The following is a 19,632-nucleotide window of genomic DNA, read 5'->3' as shown; positions in this document are numbered from 1 at the left end:
TGGTAAGAGAAAAACTGCCCGTTATATAGCTATGAAAATCGGTGACTCCATAGTTTATGGTGATGTTCAGAGATTAGTTAAAGCAAATTCTTCCAATGAAGGTAGGTATTTTGCTAAATCAAGTGACTATAGGACTTATACTTTAACTTTAAAAGATGGTATAACAATTCCTAAGGGAACAAAAATAACAATCTATGGGAACTTAGATTCAGACTTATCATCAGGAAAACTAGAGGCAAACGGTGAACAATTCGGATCATATACAAGAGATAATGTCAATGTTTCTCATAATCCAAGAGAGATTTGGAATTCTATCATCAATTTCACTTCTGTTGTTGACCGGGTCATCTATGCGCCTTACATCGACGATATTTATGACACTGACAAAACGATTACGGGCTACACGAAGAATAAGGAAGATGTTGTTGAACTGTTAACACGTACATTTCCAGAAGGAAAAACGGATGGAATACTACATACGAAGAATGGTGAAAGCAGTTCCTCTATTGCGGTGAATCCTGACGGATCGCTTGTTAAAGTTACGATTGAAAATGTGGAGCACAGTAACGTCTATCGGTATACCATCGAAGCCTTTGACGGCATGGTAAAGGACATGCCTATCACAGGCCATGCTATGGATACCCACAAGTCTGGTATTTCAGAAGATAAGACCGACGGCAAGGCCAATGACTCCAAGGCTTACGGAGATTCCGGCCGTACCCTGGCCTCTCCAACAGTAGTAGAAAAGGTCAAGGCCCGCGTCACCTTCATCGTGAATGGCAAACGCTGGAAAGTGGTGGATGTACCTGAAAACAAATTGTTTTCTACCGACAAAAACTACCTCCCCAACGGCCTGGACTACGATGGTCAAAATGCCATGCCAAGCCTGGTTAGCCCGCAAAGTATCAAAGAACTAGAAAAGTTAGTTCCCGAGGGTATGTCCATCAAAGGTTGGACCAGGACAGAAGGTTCAGATGAGATCAACTTCTCCAAGGACACACCAATTACTAACTCCATGACCGTTTATGCTGTTTTAAGTGAGTCCTTAGCAAGTCAAAACCAGCCAGAGGGAAAAACTATCAATACTGACTTAAATGTCATGCCCGATCCCGCTGATGGGGTTAAAAACAAGGAAGACATGCCCGACGGCACCGGCTACCAATTTGATGATCCCGACAGTGTCCGTGAAAAGGTGAAAAAGCCAGGTGAATATGAAGCCATTGTCGTGGCAGTGAATTACACCGATGGCTCAACCAACAAGATTCCCGTGAAGCTGGTGGTGAATGATACCAGGACCCAAGCGGAAAAATCGCGGGAGCCGGAAGTCCAACTCATTACCTCTCCCGTTAACACCACGCCAGAAGCGACCCTGGGCTTGAAAAACTGGACAGCCTTGAAGGCCGATGGTGCCACAGCCGTGGAATGGACGGACATCGATAATACCCAAGCGAAGCAAGTGACCGGCCTAGCGACCATCCATTACCAAGATGGCTCTGTTAAGGAAAAGGTGGAAATCCCTGTGAACTTCTTCAAGGGCGACGTGCGTCCACCCCTCCTCGACCCCTTGGACGTGGAAGATCACCGGGTCACCGGCCGTGTCGATAAGGATGAGAACGGCAAATTTAATGCCGAATACGTCATCGTCACCTTCCCAGAGGGGGAAAAGGTCACCGCTCCGGTCACCAAGGAAGGTAACTTCTTCGTCGATATTCCGAAAACAGTCCAATTGGAGCACGGCGATACCGTCAGGGTGCAAACCGCCAATGACCAAAACCCAGACGGCTCGACCCCGTCAGAAGTGATTGCCAAGGATAACACCGCTCCTGACCGGCCTTATATCAGGCCCGTGGGCAATACGGACATTAAAATTCATGGGGAAACCGAACCCAACGCTAAGGTGGTCGTGACCTTCCCAGACGGGAAAACGACCGCTGAGACGGAGGCTGACGCCAACGGGCATTTCACCGTAGCCGTACCCGACGACGTGATCCTGCAAGTTGGCGACCGCTTGACCGTCACCGCCGAAGACGCAGCTGGCAATGTCTCCAAACCGGGCGAACAGCTCGTAGTGAATACAGCGCCGGATGTACCGGATAACACGATTCTCGGTAAAAAAGGCCAGCACATGTCGTCGAAGAAAACCTTGCTCATTCCGCATGGCTATGAATTGGTACAGGTCGAAGACTTAAAGGAACGTCTCCAAAATATCGGCCTAGAACTCGAGGAAGAAATGGATGGCCGCTACACCATCGATGGGGACTTCGAGCAGAGGGGTTCCTTTACCTTCACGATCCAATATAAAAACCCCGTCAATGGCCATGTCCTCGATGGCAACCTGCACATCATCGTTACAGAAGACGGCAAAGATGGTGAGAAAGGCGAGAAAGGGGATGACGCCCTCCCAGCAATCCCATCCAATATAATTTCCGCCTCAGAAGGGAAAGAAATCGAAGCTCAAACCATTCTCCTCCCCAAGGGCACTTACCTCAAAAACAAGGACGAGGTAAAAAGTAGGCTAGAGGATTTAGGTTTTACCGTCGAAGATGCAGATAACGGTAGTATTATCGTTTCCGGTACAGTCAAGGAAGGAAACCTAGGCACCCAGCTTATAGACTTAGAGTTCTATCTCAACGACGAAAATACCTTAAAAGGCACCCTCCAACTTCTAGTAACCAAGGACGGCGAAAAAGGCGATGACGGCCTCCCAGGGCTTCCAAGCAATATAATCTGGGCGATCGAAGGGGAAGCCTTACCCCAGCACAGCATCGTGGTGCCTGAAGGGGCAACGCTTGCGGATAAGGCTAGTCTAATCTCTACCTTGGCCGGTTTCGGCTTTGATGTCGCTGAGTCCCAAGATGGGAAAACTGTTGTCATCTCTGGAACTCCAGAGGAAGGGACAGAAGGGCAATACCCTATGCAGTTGACCTTCAACCTCCCGGATGGCCGACAATTGCACGGGGAACTCTACATCAGGATTATGAAGAAAGCCCAAGATGGGAATTCAGTCACTGTTTCAACGGATGATCAAGGCAACATCACTGTCCAAGTGGTCGACGCCAACGAGCAACCCGTGGGTGACCCAATTACGATCACTAAGCCCGAAGATGGTAAGACACCAGAAATCACCAGCCAAGAAGGTGAAGACAAAGACGGCAACAAAGGGACATGGATCACTATTAAAACCGGCGATGAAGAAAAGAAATTCTTCATCAAAGACGGTAAAGACGCTCCAGAAATTAAAGCCGAAGATCTAACCGATGAAGACGGTGAAAAGACCGGCATCAAGATCACAATTGGAGATAAAGAATACATTATCGAAAATGGTAAAGATGGAGCTAAGGGTGACAAGGGTGACTCCGTAATCGCTGAAAAAGACGAAGACGGCAACCTTGTCATCAAAGTTGTTGACAAAGATGGTCATGTCATCGATGAGAACAAGAATATTACTATCGAAAAACCAGAAGACGGAAAAGACGGCCTAACCCCAGTCATCACTACTGAAGCAACTAAAGATGCAGATGGCAATAAGGGCACGAAAGTGACCGTCACTATTGGGGATAAGACTGAAGAATTCTTCATCAAAGATGGTAAAGACGGCAACTCCGTCAAACTTGAGAAAGATAAAGACGGCAATACCATCATCAAGGAAGTCGATCCAGATGGCAACGAAGTCGAAGGCTCAGCCCCAATTACTATCAAAGATGGTAAAGACGGAGCCTCCATCACCGATGCCAGCCTAGATGAAGACGGCAATCTCCTGATCACCATCGACGGCAAGAAAGAACCGATTAATGTCGGTAAAGTTGTCGGCGAAAAAGGTGATAAGGGTGACAGCCCAGTCATCACAACTGAACAAGGTGAAGATAAAGACGGCAACAAGGGAACATGGATAACCGTAACAACCGGCGAAGAAGAAAAGAAATTCTTCATCAAAGACGGAGCCAAAGGTGATAAGGGTGAAGACGGCAAAGACGGCGCATCCATCACCATTAAGTCCCAAGAAACAGATGAAAATGGCAATACAGTCCTAACCTTCTCCGATGGTAGCCAAGTCACCATTCAAAAAGGCGACAAAGGCGAAGACGGTGAAAATGGTAAAGACGGTTCATCTATCACCGATGCTAGCCTAGATGAAGACGGCAATCTCCTGATCACCATCGACGGCAAAGACGAACCAATTAATGTTGGTAAAGTCGTCGGTGAAAAAGGTGAGAAGGGTGATAGCCCAGTCATCACCACCGAAGAAGACACTGATAAAGACGGTAACAAGGGAACCAAGGTTACTGTAACTGTTGGAGATAATACCAAAGAATTCTTCATCAAAGACGGTAAAGACGCTCCAGAAATCAAAACCGAAGATTTAACCGATGAAAACGGTGAGAAAACTGGAATCAAGATCACTATTGGAGATAAAGAATACATTATTGAAAATGGTAAAGACGGAGCTAAGGGTGACAAGGGTGACTCTGTAATCGCTGAAAAAGATGAAGACGGCAACCTCGTCATCAAAGTTGTTGACAAAGATGGTCATGTCATCGATGAGAACAACAATATTACGATTGAAAAACCTGAAGACGGGAAAGATGGTAAAACACCAGAAATAACAACCGAAGATATCACCGACGACCAAGGTAAAGTAATAGGAACTAAAGTTACTGTTAAAGTAGAAGGACAAGAAGACAAAGCCTTCGAAATCTTAAACGGTAAAGATGGTCAAGATGGAAACTCCGTCAAACTGGATACAGATAAAGACGGCAATACAGTCATCAAAGTGGTTGACCCTGCTGGAAATGAAGTTGAAGGTTCAACTCCAATTACCATCAAAGATGGTAAAGACGGTTCATCCATCACCGATGCTAGCCTAGATGAAGACGGCAATCTTCTGATCACCATCGACGGTAAAGAAAAACCAGTTAATGTCGGTAAAGTTGTCGGCGAAAAAGGTGAGAAGGGTGATAGCCCAGTCATCACCACCGAAGAAGACACTGATAAAGACGGTAACAAGGGAACCAAGGTTACTGTAACTGTTGGAGATAATACCAAAGAATTCTTCATCAAAGACGGTAAAGACGCTCCAGAAATCAAAACCGAAGATCTAACCGATGAAGACGGTGAAAAGACCGGCATCAAGATCACAATTGGAGATAAAGAATACATTATCGAAAATGGTAAAGATGGAGCTAAGGGTGACAAGGGTGACTCTGTAATCGCTGAAAAAGACGAAGACGGCAACCTTGTAATCAAAGTAGTTGACAAAGATGGTCATGTCATCGATGAGAACAAGAATATTACTATTGAAAAACCTGAAGACGGGAAAGACGGCTTAACCCCAGTCATCACCACTGAAGAAGACACTGATAAAGAAGGTAACAAAGGCACGAGAGTGACCGTCACTGTCGGTGATAAGACTGAAAACTTCTTCATCAAAGACGGTAAAGATGGTAAAGACGCTCCAGAAATTAAAGTTGACGACTTAACCAACGAGAACGGTGAGAAAACTGGAATCAAGATTACTATCGGAGATAAAGAATATGTAATCAACGATGGTAAAGATGGTGAAAAAGGTGATAAAGGCGACTCCGTAATCGCAGAAAAAGACGAAGACGGCAACCTTGTAATCAAAGTAGTTGATAAAGACGGAAAAGTAATCGACGAAAGCAAAAACATCACCATTGAAAAACCTGAAGATGGAAAAGACGGCCTAACCCCAGTCATCACAACTGAACAAGGTGAAGACAAAGAAGGCAACAAGGGAACATGGATAACCGTAACAACCGGCGAAGAAGAAAAGAAATTCTTCATCAAAGACGGTAAAGACGGCAACTCCGTCAAACTTGAGAAAGATAAAGATGGCAACACCATCATCAAGGAAGTCGATCCAGACGGCAACGAAGTCGAAGGTTCAACCCCAATTACTATCAAAGATGGGAAAGACGGTTCATCCATCACTGACGCCAAACTCGATGAAGACGGTAATCTCCTGATCACCATCGACGGCAAGAAAGAACCGATTAATGTCGGTAAAGTTGTCGGCGAAAAAGGTGAGAAGGGTGATAGCCCAGTCATCACCACCGAAGAAGACACTGATAAAGACGGTAACAAGGGAACCAAGGTTACTGTAACTGTTGGAGATAATACCAAAGAATTCTTCATCAAAGACGGTAAAGACGCTCCAGAAATCAAAACCGAAGATCTAACCGATGAAGACGGTGAAAAGACCGGCATCAAGATCACAATTGGAGATAAAGAATACATTATCGAAAATGGTAAAGATGGAGCTAAGGGTGACAAGGGTGACTCTGTAATCGCTGAAAAAGACGAAGACGGCAACCTTGTAATCAAAGTAGTTGACAAAGATGGTCATGTCATCGATGAGAACAAGAATATTACTATTGAAAAACCTGAAGATGGAAAAGATGGTAAAACACCAGAAATCTTAACCGAAGATATCACCGACGACCAAGGTAAAGTAATAGGAACTAAAGTTACTGTTAAAGTAGAAGGACAAGAAGACAAAGCCTTCGAAATCTTAAACGGTAAAGATGGTCAAGATGGAAATTCTGTAAAACTTGATAAAGATAAAGATGGCAATACGATCATCAAGGTGGTAGACCCTGCTGGAAATGAAGTTGAAGGTTCAACCCCAATTACCATCAAAGATGGTAAAGACGGTTCATCAATAACCGACGTAAGCCTCGATGAAGACGGCAACCTCCTGATCACCATCGACGGTAAAGACGAACCAATTAATGTTGGTAAAGTCGTCGGTGAAAAAGGTGAGAAGGGTGATAGCCCAGTCATCACCACCGAAAAGACCGAACAAAACGGCGAACAAGGAACCAAGGTAACTGTAACCATTGGTGATAAGACTGAAAACTTCTTCATTAAAGACGGTAAAGACGCTCCAGAAATCAAAGCCGAAGATCTAACCAATGATGAAGGCGAAAAGACCGGCATCAAGATCACTATTGGCGATAAAGAATACATTATCGAAAATGGTAAAGACGGTGCTAAGGGTGACAAGGGTGACTCCGTAATCGCTGAAAAAGACGAAGACGGCAACCTTGTAATCAAAGTAGTTGACAAAGATGGTCATGTCATCGATGAGAACAAGAATATTACTATTGAAAAACCAGAAGACGGGAAAGACGGCCTAACCCCAGTCATCACCACTGAAGCAACTAAAGATGCAGCTGGCAACAAGGGCACGAAAGTGACCGTTACTATTGGTGATAACACCGAAGAATTCTTCATCAAAGATGGTAAAGACGGCAACTCCGTCAAACTTGAGAAAGATAAAGATGGCAACACCATCATCAAGGAAGTCGATCCAGACGGCAATGAAGTCGAAGGTTCCACCCCAATTACTATCAAAGATGGGAAAGACGGAGCTTCAATCACCGATGCCAGCCTAGATGAAGACGGTAATCTCCTGATCACTATCGACGGCAAGAAAGAACCGATTAATGTCGGTAAAGTTGTCGGCGAAAAAGGTGAGAAGGGAGATAGCCCAGTCATCACTACTGAAGCAACTAAAGATGCAGCTGGCAACAAGGGCACGAAAGTGACCGTTACTATTGGTGATAACACCGTAGACTTCTTCATCAAAGATGGTGAGAAAGGTGACAAAGGTGACACCGGAGCCACAGGCGCTACAGGTGAAACGGGACCGACCGGACCTCAAGGGCCAACAGGCGAAACGGGGCCGACCGGACCTCAAGGGCCAACAGGCGAGACGGGGCCAACCGGACCTCAAGGGCCAACAGGCGAAACCGGGGCAACCGGACCTCAAGGGCCAACGGGTGAAACCGGGGCAACCGGACCTCAAGGGCCAACGGGTGAAACCGGGGCAACCGGACCTCAAGGGCCAACAGGCGAAACCGGGGCAACCGGACCTCAAGGGCCAACGGGTGAAACCGGGGCAACCGGGCCACAAGGACCAACGGGTGAAACCGGGCCAACCGGACCTCAAGGGCCAACGGGTGAAACCGGGCCAACCGGACCTCAAGGGCCAACAGGCGAGACGGGGCCAACTGGACCTCAAGGGCCAACGGGTGAAACGGGGCCAACCGGACCTCAAGGGCCAACGGGCGAAACGGGGCCAACCGGACCTCAAGGGCCAACAGGTGAAACGGGGCCAACCGGACCTCAAGGGCCAACGGGTGAAACCGGACCAACCGGACCTCAAGGGCCAACAGGCGAAACCGGGGCAACCGGGCCTCAAGGGCCAACAGGCGAAACCGGGGCAACCGGGCCTCAAGGGCCAACAGGCGAAACCGGGGCAACCAGGCCTCAAGGGCCAACAGGTGAAACGGGGCCAACCGGACCTCAAGGGCCAACGGGTGAAACTGGCTCAGCTTGTACCCCTGGCCAACCGGGCAACACGGGGGCTACGGGTGGCCAAGAACCGGGTACTCCAGGCCAAACGGGCAACACTGGCGCTACGGGCGGCCAAGAACCGGGTACCCCTGGCCAAACGGGCAACACTGGCGCTACAGGTGGCCAAGAACCGGGTACTCCAGGCCAAACGGGCAACACCGGCGCTACGGGTGGCCAAGAACCAGGCACTCCAGGCCAAACGGGCAACACTGGCGCTACGGGTGGCCAAGAACCGGATACTCCAGGCCAAACCGGCAACACGGGCGCTACGGGCGGCCAAGAACCGGGGCACACGGAGACGGAAGAACCGGGTCAAAGTGGCTCAACCAGCACTCCAGCGGTGACTCCTGGCCAAGGGGAAACCCCTGCCCAAGCCCAAAGCCAAGCTGAACAAGAGATTCAGGCCTTTACCAAGGGCAAGATGGCTGTTCTTCCGCAAACGGGAGATGAAATTGACGTGAGCACCCTCTCACTCGCAGCAATCACGGCCCTGTTGGGTGCCGGCTTTATCCTCGTATCGAAGAAGAAGGATGAAGAAGACGCCTAGGCCACAGAGCATGCGAAAGTCCCACCCTCAATGTCGGGGTTGGGGCTTTTGCTTTCTGTAGAAAAATTGAGTAAACTAAAAGGAAATAAAGGGGGTAATGGTATGAGTAAAATGATTCCAAAATGGGAATTGGATGAGGATGCAGATCAGGCGACGATGCACTTCATAGATGAGGCAACTGGCAAGGAAGTGGCGAGTGTTTTATGCGACTACAAGGCCAATAAGATAAGCACCACTGGCGATATGGCGCAAGTTTTAGAATTCCGCAATGAGGATAGTCTGACGCAGTTTAAGCAGGCCCTCTACTCCTATGGGCGCACCTTATTCTCGTAAAAAGAGTTAACATCCCGTCATGAAAATATAAAAAGGACACGGCTTGCTTGTGAGCGACAAGATTAGCGTAAAAATCTAATCCTTGCGGTCACAGCAAGTCTCGTGTCCTTTTTTTGTGTGGGAAAAATTACTGATCCAGTTTTAAGGCTTGAAGGAAGGCCACCTGGCCGTTCTGGACGCAGCTCTGTTTGAAGGCTTGTGTTTTTTCGTACGGAGCCTCGTCGAAATAGGGACGCAAACGTTCGGCATAGGGGAGGAAGGCTTCCATTAAGTGATTGGGGGCCTGCTCAACGAGTTGCTGGAGGCTGGGGAGACTTTCCTCAAATTTTCCTAGTCGGCAGGCGTTCAGGGCCTGCTCATAGGCCGACCAGTAGCGGTAAATGCGCTGATTCGCAAAGAGAAAGTCTGTGCGAAGCTCCTTCGTGACAGCTTCCTTAGCGAAAAGGTAGGCTAAATGCGGATGGCCTGCCCAGCTATGAATGCGGGCACATTGGTACCAGCACTCGGCGCGCTCGGGATTCTCTGCAATGCCCAATTGGAATTGATAGAGGGCTTGGGCAGGATCCTTGGCCTGGTCATAGGCATAGCCGGCCTCTAAACGGCTGACATAGCGCTCTTCCGACCAGCCTGCTGAATTCTCCGCCCGCTTTAAGTACCAGGTGAGGGCTTCAGTGGGGCGATTCGCATCCCGATAGGATTGGGCGCAATAAAATTGATAGCGGGGCAGGAGATCGGGATCTTCCCCTTTTTGGATAGCCCTTTCCAGGAGGTGGGCATCTTTGAGATACTTTTCTGGATCCTGGCTACGGGCCCCTAAGCGGCGGCTGATCACGTGGTAGTCACCGGGCAGGGGGACACCCTGGCTGCCTGCGGGGAAGTCGAGAAATTCATGGACGACGCCTCGCCAGCGGACGCCGGGTTGATTTTTAATGAGAAGGGGGCGGGCATAGGTTGTACTGCCCCCGTCACTACGCATTTGTAGGCGGTAGTAGTCCGCATTGAGCTCCTCGGGGAGGGGCAAATGACCTTCAATCGTATCGTCCGCATCGAAAATGAGCACATAATCGGCCTTGCCCGCACAATAGCGGAGGGCTTCATTGCGGTTCGCCGCAAAATTTTGCCAGGGTCGCTCGGGCAATTCGCCCGGCAACTGCCGCTCACTAAAAAATTGGATGATTTTCTCCCGCGTGTCATCGGACGACCCCGTATCGCAGATCACCCAATAGGAAAAATTCACCTGCTGGCAGAGGGTGGCCAGTGTCTCTAAAATAATATGCCCCTCATTTTTCACAATCATATTTAAGCAAATCGTAGCCGCCATGTTCTTGCCTCCTTTCCTCTATTATACCCTAAATGGCCGGGCTTTTCCCGTTAAGACCTACAAGAAAGCCATTTCTTTACTAGCTAAAATTTCCCGGGAAATTGCCGGATACAGGCTTTAAGCGCGAGCTTTTGCGGCTGGATGAGTATGCACTGCTCACCCCCACCGATTGCTCCTTGCCTCCTAGTTGAATATTAACGTTTTGGCTAAAGCCAGGCTGGTCTTTAGAGGTGGGGCTTGAGCAAAGTTTGCGGCCTGTATCTAAGCAAATAAAAAAGCACCGACCCGAAGGCCAGTGCTTTGTGATATTAAGGTTGAATTAGTCTTGTTTGCGGAAGGCGAAGCCGGCACCAACAGCAGCTAGGGCAAGGCCTAAAGCAGCTGGAGCTACAGAAGCAACGGCACCCGTTTGTGGTAATTTCTTCGCTTCTTTCTTGCCTTTCTTCACTTCTTCTTCTTTTTTACCAGGTTTCTTGTCGTCTTTCTTAGCGATAAGGTCTTTTAATTTGTCCCAATCGATGAGATCGGTGATGTCTTTTTCTGGTTTGTTTGGTTTTTCGTCTTCTTTAGGAAGAAGGTTTGCATCTTCAAGGGCGAAGAAGAGTTTTTCTAGCGCCTTGTGAGCTTCATCATAGGAAATGTTTTCCTTCTTGAGAAGAGCTTTGGCTTCATCGAGGGCGTTGTGCACGTCGATGGTCATCTTCTTCAAGCTGTCAGCGTATTTAACCCATTTCTTCAACTCAGCAACTTCTTTTTCTGCGTCTGTTTGAGGTTTTTCGGTTTCTTCCTTGTCGTTTTCTTTCTTGTCAAGGTCTTCTTTAATGGAGATTTCCTTTTCAAGTTTGGTGAAGGCAGCCTTTAATTCAGCTAGCGTAGCGTCTTCTTTTTCAAGTAGGGCTTTGGCTTCTTTGTTAGCATTGTAAAGGTCAATGGTTACAGTTTTGAAGCCATCAGCCTTTTCGACTAATTTCTTCAATTCAGCTTTCAAGGTAGCAATTTCTTGTTCTTCCTTGCCGCCTTCGTTATCGGTTTCAGGTTCAGCAGAGCTTAGTACGTAGAAGTATCTGCCATTCGCACCAAGTTTTACTGTGAAGCTTTTGTTAACTTTATCGTCTTTAAGAGCTTCCTTAGCAGCCTTTTCAGCAGCTTCCTTGGTGGAGAAGCCAGTTTCGTTGTCTTCTTTGACTTCTTCTTCAGGAGTTTCTTCACCTTCTTCTTTACCGTCTAAAGCAGCTTGAAGGGCAGTGTGGGCTTCTTTGATTTCTTTGACAGAAGCGTCTTCTTTATTAAGAACTGCTTTAGCTTCGTCAAGGGCGTTGTGCACGTCAATCGTCATCTCTTCTTGTTTGCTGACCTTTTCAATTAACTCTTTAAGCTCAGTGCGTTCAGGATTACGAAGAGAAGTTAAAACCACTTCAAGGTCGTAAAGGGTAGGAGCTGCTTCGATTTGCTTGAGAGCTTCTTCGTTCCCAGCAAATTCTTTCTTAGCTTCTGCTTTGGCATCAGCTAAATCTTTCTTAATTTGATCTTCATCAGTAAGTTTAATGAGATCTTCAATTTTGCTGCCACCTTTGTCAATTTGATCAATGACGTCTTTGTCGTCTTCAGTTGCTCCTAAAACTTCTTTAGGATCGATTTTATCGGCTTCAATTTCATCTGCGTGAACTTGGCTAGCGAAAACGCCAAATGCGACGGTTGTGGCTAAGCCAGAAAGAACTAATTTCTTCAATTTCATGGAAGTCATCTCCTTAATTTGTGTTGTCATTCCATCATTCTAATTCACCAAATCTGATGAACTAACTAAAGTGTAGCGGAAAGACTCAAAGATTGCAAGCGAAATTCAAATATTATTCATAAATTTATGAATTTAACGCTTTCTTTAAAGATTAGCCGCCAAAGAGCCCACAAAAAAGCACCAGCGCTTGAACTGGTGCTTGGTTATTAGCAGCGAGTTGTTAATCGTGCTTGCGGAAGGCAAAGCCTGCCCCGACAGCAGCGAGCGCCAGCCCCAGTGCGGCGGGAGCAACGGTGGCGACAGCCCCCGTTTGTGGCAATTGCTTAGCCTCGGGCTTTTCTTGAGTTTGGTCTGCCGCTGGTTTTTGACCTAGCTCTTCTTGCTTATTTTTGTGGAGGAGGTCCTTGACTTTGTTCCAGTCAATGAGATCTTCCCAAGATTTTTTCTCATCAGGGTTGTCATCTTTCTCTTCTGTGTCGTTTTTGCCGTCTTCCTCGTTCTTTTCAGCTTGTTGATCGTTAGCAACTTGTTCAGCATGAATGGTGTCATCGAAGTTTTCTTCAATCCATTCTTCGCCTTCAACGTCGCCACCAACTTCTGGGCGTGGCTCATTATCGAAGTTATCTTCAATCCACTCTTCGCCTTCAACGTCGCCACCAACTTCTGGGCGCGGTTCATTATCGAAGTTTTCTTCAAGCCATTCTTCGCCTTCAACGTCGCCACCAACTTCTGGGCGTGGCTCGTTATCGAAGTTTTCTTCAATCCATTCTTCGCCTTCAACGTCGCCGCCAACTTCTGGACGTGGCTCATTATCGAAGTTATCTTCAATCCACTCTTCGCCTTCAACGTCGCCGCCAGCTTCTGGGCGTGGCTCGTTATCGAAGTTATCTTCAATCCAGGTGGCGGCACTTTGGATGTCCCCCGTGCCGAGCACGTCGTTGAGGTCGGTGGTTTCCTCGCTCTTGTCGGCCTGAATATCAGCGTCGAGTTCGTCGGCGTGAACTTGGCTGTGGCCCATGCTCAAGGCCGCCGTGGTAGCAAGCCCGGTTAGGACTAAGGTTTTTAATTTCATCATATCTTCTCCCTTTCCAAAAATGATAATAGCAAGCATTCCCTAATAAATAAGGAATGAACCCTTAGTATAGCGTATATACTGGAAAAAGCAACTAAATAAGCGGAAATCTCCATTATTTGCTCATTTGACGGACTTGGAGCGAGGTAAGGGCGGTATAAAACAGGTTGCGGCAGACTGGTTTCTGAAGAAAGGGGGTGCTTTTGAGCAAAAAAGCAAAGACGAGGGGATAAAATATACGGATATGCCGTTAAAAGCTCGAGGTCTTTAGGTGCTTGGCGCTCGTAGACGACCTGACCCAAGCTTTTTTGCCATCCCTACGCAAGCAATAGGAAGGCAAGGTTTAACAGTGGGGTATTGCCGGGCTTTTTATCATAAAAAACGCCCACCTGACGGGTGAGCGTGTTGCTAGTGGGAGGCTAGCACCTGTTTTATTTTTTCTTCCGACCAGTCCACAGCCTGGGCAATTTGTGCGGGGGTGAGCTCCATTTTCGCGAGACGAAGAATGGTTTGCCGCATGTTTTCCTCGGCTTTTTTACGTTCTTCTTCCCGACCTTCCGCTCGACCTTCCACCCGGCCTTCCTCCCGACCTTTCTCAATGTTATCGGCATCGCGTTCCATCTGGATGGCTTCGTATTTGGCAATGGCATCAACCATGATTCTCTCCTCCTTTGATAAATTTTCATTCTGGGCAATGGTTTTCGCCTCATGGATATAGTCAGGGGCTTCGTCTCTGAGGGGGCGCCCCAGGAAAAAGTCCTGCCAGTCTTTAATATGGGGGCTTTGAACATGGGGATTAGTGAGGCTAAAATAGCTGGCCTGAATATCCCGCACGTCGTATTGGGCGAGAGGGATGCCGTTTTGCTGGTCCTGGAGAGTGAAATGCCGGATGGCTGAACTCTCCGCTTCGAACAAATTGAAGTGTGTAATATTGATACCATAAGTTTTCCGTAAACTGTGATAGGGTCGTTGCTGGCCTTTCTCGGTATGCTTGACATTGTAGCGCTTTGTATAAGCGCTAAAGAGGTAGAACAAGGTGCGCTCAATAAAATAGCTATGTGGCTGCACCTGCATCTCGATGGTGACATAGTCGCCCGTATTTGTTTCGGCGAGGATATCGACTTCAGTCTTGCTTAGTTTTTTGAAATCATAAGCCTTAATATTGTAAGGTTCACTCGTGTAAACCCGTTCAAAACTTTCTCCTAAAACGTCTTCAATAAAACCTAATAAAATATGCTCATGGCCTTTTGAGGTAAAGGTTTTTTTGAATAGTAAGTCATTGGTCGGCAAATAGGCGTCCATCGCTTTCCCCTCCTTAACTCTATTATACCCGAAAAGTATGGTAAAAGCAGGAAAAAAGCGCCCACCGGATGGGTGAGCGCTGGCTGGGCTTAACGGGTTTTCCGGATCATATCATGAGGTTTCAAGGGCACCTCACTAGGAATCGTGATAATCTGCATGGCATGGGGAGCACGGTCGATACTTTCACCGTCAGCGTTTTTCATGCTGGTGACAGTTTGCTCGTGGTGGCGCATGCCGGGGCCGTAGAATTCAATGCGGTCACCCACACCAAAATTATTGCGCTGCTGGACCGTGGCGAGCCCCGTCGTTTCGTCATAAGCGAGGACTTCGCCCACAAATTGGTAGCGGGGAATACGCCGGCGTTTGCCGAAAAGTTGCTCCCGCTCTGTCGGCACCCCGTAATAGAAGCCGGTGGCCAGTTCGCGTTGGGCTGCCTTCCAGAGTTCGTCGACCCAGTCCTGCTCCAATGTATAGTGATCAGGATCGGCACAGTAAGCGTCGATGGCCTGGCGGTAGACGTTGACTACGGTGGAGACATAGTGGATGGATTTCATCCGCCCTTCAATTTTTAAGGAGTCGATTTGCGAATTAACAATATCGGGAATATGATGAATCATGGACAAATCGACCGCACTCATGGCAAAGGGCTCATCAATATCCGTGCCTGCTTCGCCGGCGCCGACCATTTCCTTTTGGCCGAGGGCGGGCATGTCATACAGGCCGTATTTCCAGCGGCAGGATTGGCAGCAGCCGCCGCGGTTGGCGTCACGCTGGGCCATATGATTGGATAGGGTGCAGCGGCCGGAATAGGAAATACACATGGCGCCATGGATGAAGGCCTCGATTTCGACCTTCGTCTGCTCGCGAATTTCGAGCATTTCCTGCATGGAGACTTCTCGGCCTAACACACAGCGGGTCAAGCCGGCTTCCTGCCAGAAATTCAAGGTTTCATAGTTCACGGCGGATTGCTGGGTGGATAAGTGCATCTCCAGGCCGGGCGCATCGGCAGCGGCAATTTGCATCAAGGCCGGGTCTGAAATAATAATGGCATCGACACCGATATCGCGGATCGTACGGAAGAAGTCGCCTGCCCCCTTTTCATCGCCGGGGTGGGTGACCATATTACTGGCCACATAAACCTTGGCTCCATGCGCATGGGCATAGGTCACGGCCTCCTGCATTTCGTCGTAGTCAAAGTTACCGGCCCGACTCCTAAGGCCGTAAGCTTCGCCGCCAATATAGCAGGCGTCGGCGCCGTAATGAATCGCAATTTTTAATTTTTCGAGCGTGCCAGCGGGAGCCAGCAACTCGGGTTTTTTTAATGTCATAGGCTCAACCTTTCTATTATTGGACATCGTCACGGTCGTAGAGGAAGAAACCGGTCGATAATTCCCGATTTTTCGGATGCAATTGGTGAATTTCCTCGTCTAACTTTAAGGCCTTGGCGTCCTGCCAGCTGTCGCCGAGAATTTCATCGCGGGCTTGCACGAAGCGCTGGGCGATCGCCACAAAGGGCTGGCCCGGCGTATACAAGCCATCTAAATACCAGTAGCCAATTCCTAAGTCAGCGAGCTTTTGGACGTACATGATTAAATTCAAATCGTTATTGGCGAAAATATGCGTCCCGTGCTCATCCTCAAAAATAGAATAGTGGGTTTCCTTGGCTTTCGGCTCGGAGAGAAAGAGCTCATGCTCGGCAAGCTCGGCCGGATCCTTGCCCACTTCCTTAAAATAATTGGTCAGGAGGGGGCGGGCACTCTGGTGGATGCAGCTCGCCCCGTAGACTTGGACAGCGAGCGGAATTTTAGCCACCTGCGCCATATCCGTTAATTCCTCGAGCGGCACTTCTCGGGCCACAATGGCACCGATCGCTCCATATTGCGCCCAAAAATTAACCTGGCCGGGGCTAGTCACGAGTACTGAGGCATCGTACAGGTAGGGCAGCTGGTATTCTTCTTCCTTGAGAATTTGAATCAGCCCCGTATCACCGACAACGAGGCCTGTGGGCTGCAGGGCTTTAATCTTTTTTAGAAAAGGCCGTGCCGTTGCAATTTTATCATTATGGAGGATCGCATTCATCGCGATAAAGACTTGCTTGCCGGCCTGCTTGGCGGCAGCAATCGTGGCTTTCATTTCATCTAACGTAAAATAACCCCCCAGACGGAGGCCATAGCGCTCCTCACCAATAATGAGGGCGTCGACCCCCGCGTCTAGCAGGGCCTGGGCTTGGCTAGGGTCACTAGCCGTAGTAATAATTTTCATATGAACATCCCTTCTCTATGTGCCTTCTATTTTACCGAATCAATGAGAAAGCTTCAAACTCTTTTACAGGAGAAGGGAGTCGCGAGCTTGCCTTTAGTTTCGTTCACCCAAAACAAGGGGTAAGTGGTGAATGATTTGGGCGACGCCAAAAACGGTCAGTAGGGCAAGGCCGCCTAAGAGGAGGAAAGGAATCGCAATATTTTGCTTAAAGGCAAGTTGCCGGAGGGCAGCGAGCTGGTAAGTTAACGGATTACAATAGGCAAAAAAGCGGACAAATTGAGGTACGGAGGACAGGATGTAGAAGGTCGGCGCTGTAAAACCTAAAGGAGTCAAAATAAATCGAATAAGTAAATCTCTCTTTTCGTAGCTATTAATCCCAATGGTTGCTAAGATGGCTAGGGCAGACCAAAACAAGCACATTAGCCAGGAGCAAAGCAGGAGTAAGGGATAGATTGGCCAAGGAAAATGGACGCCAAAAAGCCCTGCTAATGCGAAAACGAGGCCTTTGCTTTAATTTATTCAAGTTATTTACCATACAGACGAAATTCATTTCAAATTTTACCTTCTATTTTCCAGTCAAGAAAATTGTAGCAAGCCCAAAGAACCCTTTAACGGATCCCAATCGAGCTCAACATCAACTTTAGCATGCGATATTGGTGTCAGCTGGCTGGCTAGCGTTTAGCCTTCCCATCGAAGTGGCCGAGCAATAAAAAAACTCCCGACTCCAAAGCACGATAAGGGGTTGGAGCTGGGAATGATTCGTTGGCGTTAGTTGCCTTCCGCTATTTTGTGATAGTGCTTAGGTTTGAGAGCCGGAAGGCTGAGCATGACGAGCAGGCTGGTCAGGTAGAGGCCGGCCAAAAAGAGCATCACGACCTGCATGCTACTGGCATCAAGGAGCCAGCCGATAATGACACTGGAGAAGCCACCGACCGCTCGGCCGACATTCAAAATCACGTTATTCGCCGTGGCGCTGATGGCGTGGGGATAGAGATGGGAAATCATCGCTCCGTAACCGGCAAACATACCATTCACGAAGAAACCCATGCCTGCTCCCCCGAGAATCATCGCCCAAGGGCTATGCGCAAAGGTGAAGAAGAGGTAGACGGCGAGCATGCTGGCGATAAGATAGGTGCCATAAGTGAGGCGGGGGCCAAACTGATCGAGCAAGCGGCCGAAGGTTAACATGCCCAGGCACATGCCGAGAATGGTGGCGACCATCCATGCTGAAGAATCTTTCACCCCCACGCCGGTTAATTCCTGCATCATCGTGGGCAGCCAATTCATCATGCCGAAGTAGCCGGCGATCTGCACGGTAGTCATCCACATGAGCCCTAAGGTTTGCCCCGTTTGCCCTGGTGTTTGGAAGAGGGCTTGGATATTAATTTTTTCCTTTTGGATGGGGTGCTTCGGCTGTAAGGCTTTGGTGAGGGCTTGGTCATCAATAAAAAATTGCATCCATAAGACTAAAGCCAAGGGCGCTAAGCCGAAAAGGAAGAGGCCTCGCCAGCCGAAATAAGGGCTTAAAAAACCAGCCAAGGTTGCCGAGGCAATCGCACCGACTTGCCCCGCAATCCCGTTATAGGAACTCATGCGGCCCATTTTATTTAAAGGGACGAGGCTAGCAATAATAGCAATAGCGACGCCGTATTCGCCGCCCACGCCCATACCGGCGATAAAGCGCAGGAGATAGAGGATGGTTAAATTGGGGGTCAGGAAAATTAAGGCCGTGGCGACGCTGAAGAGAATAATCGTGAATTTAAAAACTTTGAAACGATGGTAGCGGTCGGCTAAGATTCCGAAAATTAAGCCTCCCAAGAGCATGCCAAAATTGGTGATCGTGGCAATCCAGCCCGCTTGGACACTGGAAATGCCCAAGTCGGCAATGATACTGGACAGGGAAAAGGCCAGGAACATGACGTTTAAATCGTCTGTTCCTGAAGCCACGATCGCTGACCACAAGGCGCGGGTGCGATTCTTTTGTTCTTGTTCCATAATAGCCTCCTAAGCTTCGAAACGCTTGCCCCATTTTTCGGGGTCTTGGTACCATTGCTCGAGCACGTCTTTAGCTTTTTCGATTTCCGGATCGGTTTCGCTCAATTGCTCTACGAGGGCTTGGAAATTGGTGAGGGTGTAGAGGGGATAGTCCGCCTTCTCGAAGGCTTGGCGGCTAGCCGGGAGAAGATAGTTGAAGACGGCAAGCACTCCCAGCACTTCGCCCCCAGCTTCCTTGACGGTTTCAGCAGCATGCAGCACACTGCCGCCTGTACTAATCAGGTCCTCAATCATGACGACTTTTTGCCCTGGTATCAATTGCCCTTCGATCGCATTTTTCTTACCGTGGCCCTTGGCTTTTCCGCGGACGTAAATCATCGGTAAGTCGAGCTTTTGCGCAATGAAGGCGGCATGGGGAATCCCAGCGGTGGCGGTGCCAGCAACCATGTCAGCTGCGGGAAAGTATTCTCTCAGTAAAGTGACAAAGGCATCTTCGATCTCGTCGCGAACCTTGGGATAGCTCATGATGAGACGATTATCACAGTAGATCGGTGATTTCAGACCGCTTGTCCAAGTAAAAGGGTCATTAGGTTGTAGGGAAACGGCGTGGATATCAACCAGTAATTGGGCGAGGTGTTTTTGATTGAGCATAAGTATTCCTTTCTATGGGCTTAGGGGCGAGGCAA

Annotated in this window: 10 protein-coding genes and 1 pseudogene; 2 read left to right on the top strand and 9 right to left on the bottom strand. The window is 48.5% G+C overall.

Going from position 1 to position 19,632, the window contains the following annotated elements; all coding sequences use genetic code 11:
- Nucleotides 1–31 precede the first annotated feature (31 nt).
- A complete protein-coding gene (locus tag WF803_RS03815; protein ID WP_489611791.1) occupies nt 32–8,926 on the top strand; it encodes a Rib/alpha-like domain-containing protein in 8,895 nt (2,964 codons plus the stop codon).
- Nucleotides 8,927–9,028: 102 nt separating this feature from the next.
- Nucleotides 9,029–9,259 (top strand): hypothetical protein, encoded by a 231-nt coding sequence (locus WF803_RS03810; RefSeq protein WP_489611790.1) that lies wholly within the window; start codon nt 9,029–9,031, stop codon nt 9,257–9,259.
- 127 nt (nt 9,260–9,386) lie between these two features.
- On the opposite strand, the gene WF803_RS03805 is transcribed toward WF803_RS03810, so the two are convergent.
- The 9 genes and pseudogenes from WF803_RS03805 to pyrE all read right to left on the bottom strand — a co-directional run bounded on the left by WF803_RS03805 (nt 9,387) and on the right by pyrE (nt 19,597).
- Entirely contained in the window at nt 9,387–10,580 is a 1,194-nt protein-coding gene (locus WF803_RS03805; RefSeq protein ID WP_489611789.1) for a tetratricopeptide repeat-containing glycosyltransferase, read from the bottom strand.
- 319 nt (nt 10,581–10,899) lie between these two features.
- Nucleotides 10,900–12,345 carry a DUF5633 domain-containing protein gene (locus tag WF803_RS03800; protein ID WP_489611788.1) on the bottom strand — a complete coding sequence of 482 codons (1,446 nt, stop codon included), beginning with the start codon at nt 12,343–12,345 and terminating at the stop codon, nt 10,900–10,902.
- A gap of 190 nt (nt 12,346–12,535) precedes the next feature.
- On the bottom strand, nt 12,536–13,387 hold the full coding sequence (locus WF803_RS03795) for an LPXTG cell wall anchor domain-containing protein (protein WP_489611787.1): 852 nt from the start codon (nt 13,385–13,387) through the stop codon (nt 12,536–12,538).
- A 408-nt stretch (nt 13,388–13,795) separates the two neighbouring features.
- On the bottom strand, nt 13,796–14,689 hold the full coding sequence (locus tag WF803_RS03790) for an Rpn family recombination-promoting nuclease/putative transposase (protein ID WP_489611786.1): 894 nt from the start codon (nt 14,687–14,689) through the stop codon (nt 13,796–13,798).
- 89 nt (nt 14,690–14,778) lie between these two features.
- Nucleotides 14,779–16,017, bottom strand: coding sequence for a peptidase U32 family protein (locus WF803_RS03785; RefSeq protein ID WP_489611785.1), 1,239 nt, complete (start codon nt 16,015–16,017; stop codon nt 14,779–14,781).
- Nucleotides 16,018–16,033: 16 nt separating this feature from the next.
- Nucleotides 16,034–16,951: a peptidase U32 family protein gene (locus WF803_RS03780; protein WP_489611784.1), complete on the bottom strand. Its 918-nt coding sequence runs from the start codon at nt 16,949–16,951 to the stop codon at nt 16,034–16,036.
- Nucleotides 16,952–17,044: 93 nt separating this feature from the next.
- Nucleotides 17,045–17,440: pseudogene (locus tag WF803_RS03775) on the bottom strand (ABC transporter permease); the annotation flags it as partial.
- A 279-nt stretch (nt 17,441–17,719) separates the two neighbouring features.
- Nucleotides 17,720–18,946 carry an MFS transporter gene (locus WF803_RS03770; protein WP_489611783.1) on the bottom strand — a complete coding sequence of 409 codons (1,227 nt, stop codon included), beginning with the start codon at nt 18,944–18,946 and terminating at the stop codon, nt 17,720–17,722.
- A gap of 9 nt (nt 18,947–18,955) precedes the next feature.
- The gene (gene pyrE, locus WF803_RS03765; protein WP_489611782.1) at nt 18,956–19,597 is read right to left on the bottom strand and encodes an orotate phosphoribosyltransferase; all 642 of its coding nucleotides are present in this window, start codon (nt 19,595–19,597) and stop codon (nt 18,956–18,958) included.
- Between the last annotated feature and the right edge of the window lie 35 nt (nt 19,598–19,632).

The sequence above is a fragment of the Aerococcus sp. BD502 genome (genome assembly GCF_057919555.1).
Note: the sequence above shows the minus strand (reverse complement) of the source record. Positions and strands in the feature narration are given on the sequence as shown.

What these genes read in the sequence shown, in the direction of transcription:
- WF803_RS03815 (WP_489611791.1), top strand. Translation starts at nt 32, where the DNA reads ATGAAAATCGGTGACTCCATAGTTTATGGTGATGTTCAGAGATTAGTT.
- WF803_RS03810 (WP_489611790.1), top strand. Translation starts at nt 9,029, where the DNA reads ATGAGTAAAATGATTCCAAAATGGGAATTGGATGAGGATGCAGATCAG.
- WF803_RS03805 (WP_489611789.1), bottom strand. Translation starts at nt 10,580, where the DNA reads ATGGCGGCTACGATTTGCTTAAATATGATTGTGAAAAATGAGGGGCAT.
- WF803_RS03800 (WP_489611788.1), bottom strand. Translation starts at nt 12,345, where the DNA reads ATGACAACACAAATTAAGGAGATGACTTCCATGAAATTGAAGAAATTA.
- WF803_RS03795 (WP_489611787.1), bottom strand. Translation starts at nt 13,387, where the DNA reads ATGAAATTAAAAACCTTAGTCCTAACCGGGCTTGCTACCACGGCGGCC.
- WF803_RS03790 (WP_489611786.1), bottom strand. Translation starts at nt 14,689, where the DNA reads ATGGACGCCTATTTGCCGACCAATGACTTACTATTCAAAAAAACCTTT.
- WF803_RS03785 (WP_489611785.1), bottom strand. Translation starts at nt 16,017, where the DNA reads ATGACATTAAAAAAACCCGAGTTGCTGGCTCCCGCTGGCACGCTCGAA.
- WF803_RS03780 (WP_489611784.1), bottom strand. Translation starts at nt 16,951, where the DNA reads ATGAAAATTATTACTACGGCTAGTGACCCTAGCCAAGCCCAGGCCCTG.
- WF803_RS03770 (WP_489611783.1), bottom strand. Translation starts at nt 18,946, where the DNA reads ATGGAACAAGAACAAAAGAATCGCACCCGCGCCTTGTGGTCAGCGATC.
- pyrE (WP_489611782.1), bottom strand. Translation starts at nt 19,597, where the DNA reads ATGCTCAATCAAAAACACCTCGCCCAATTACTGGTTGATATCCACGCC.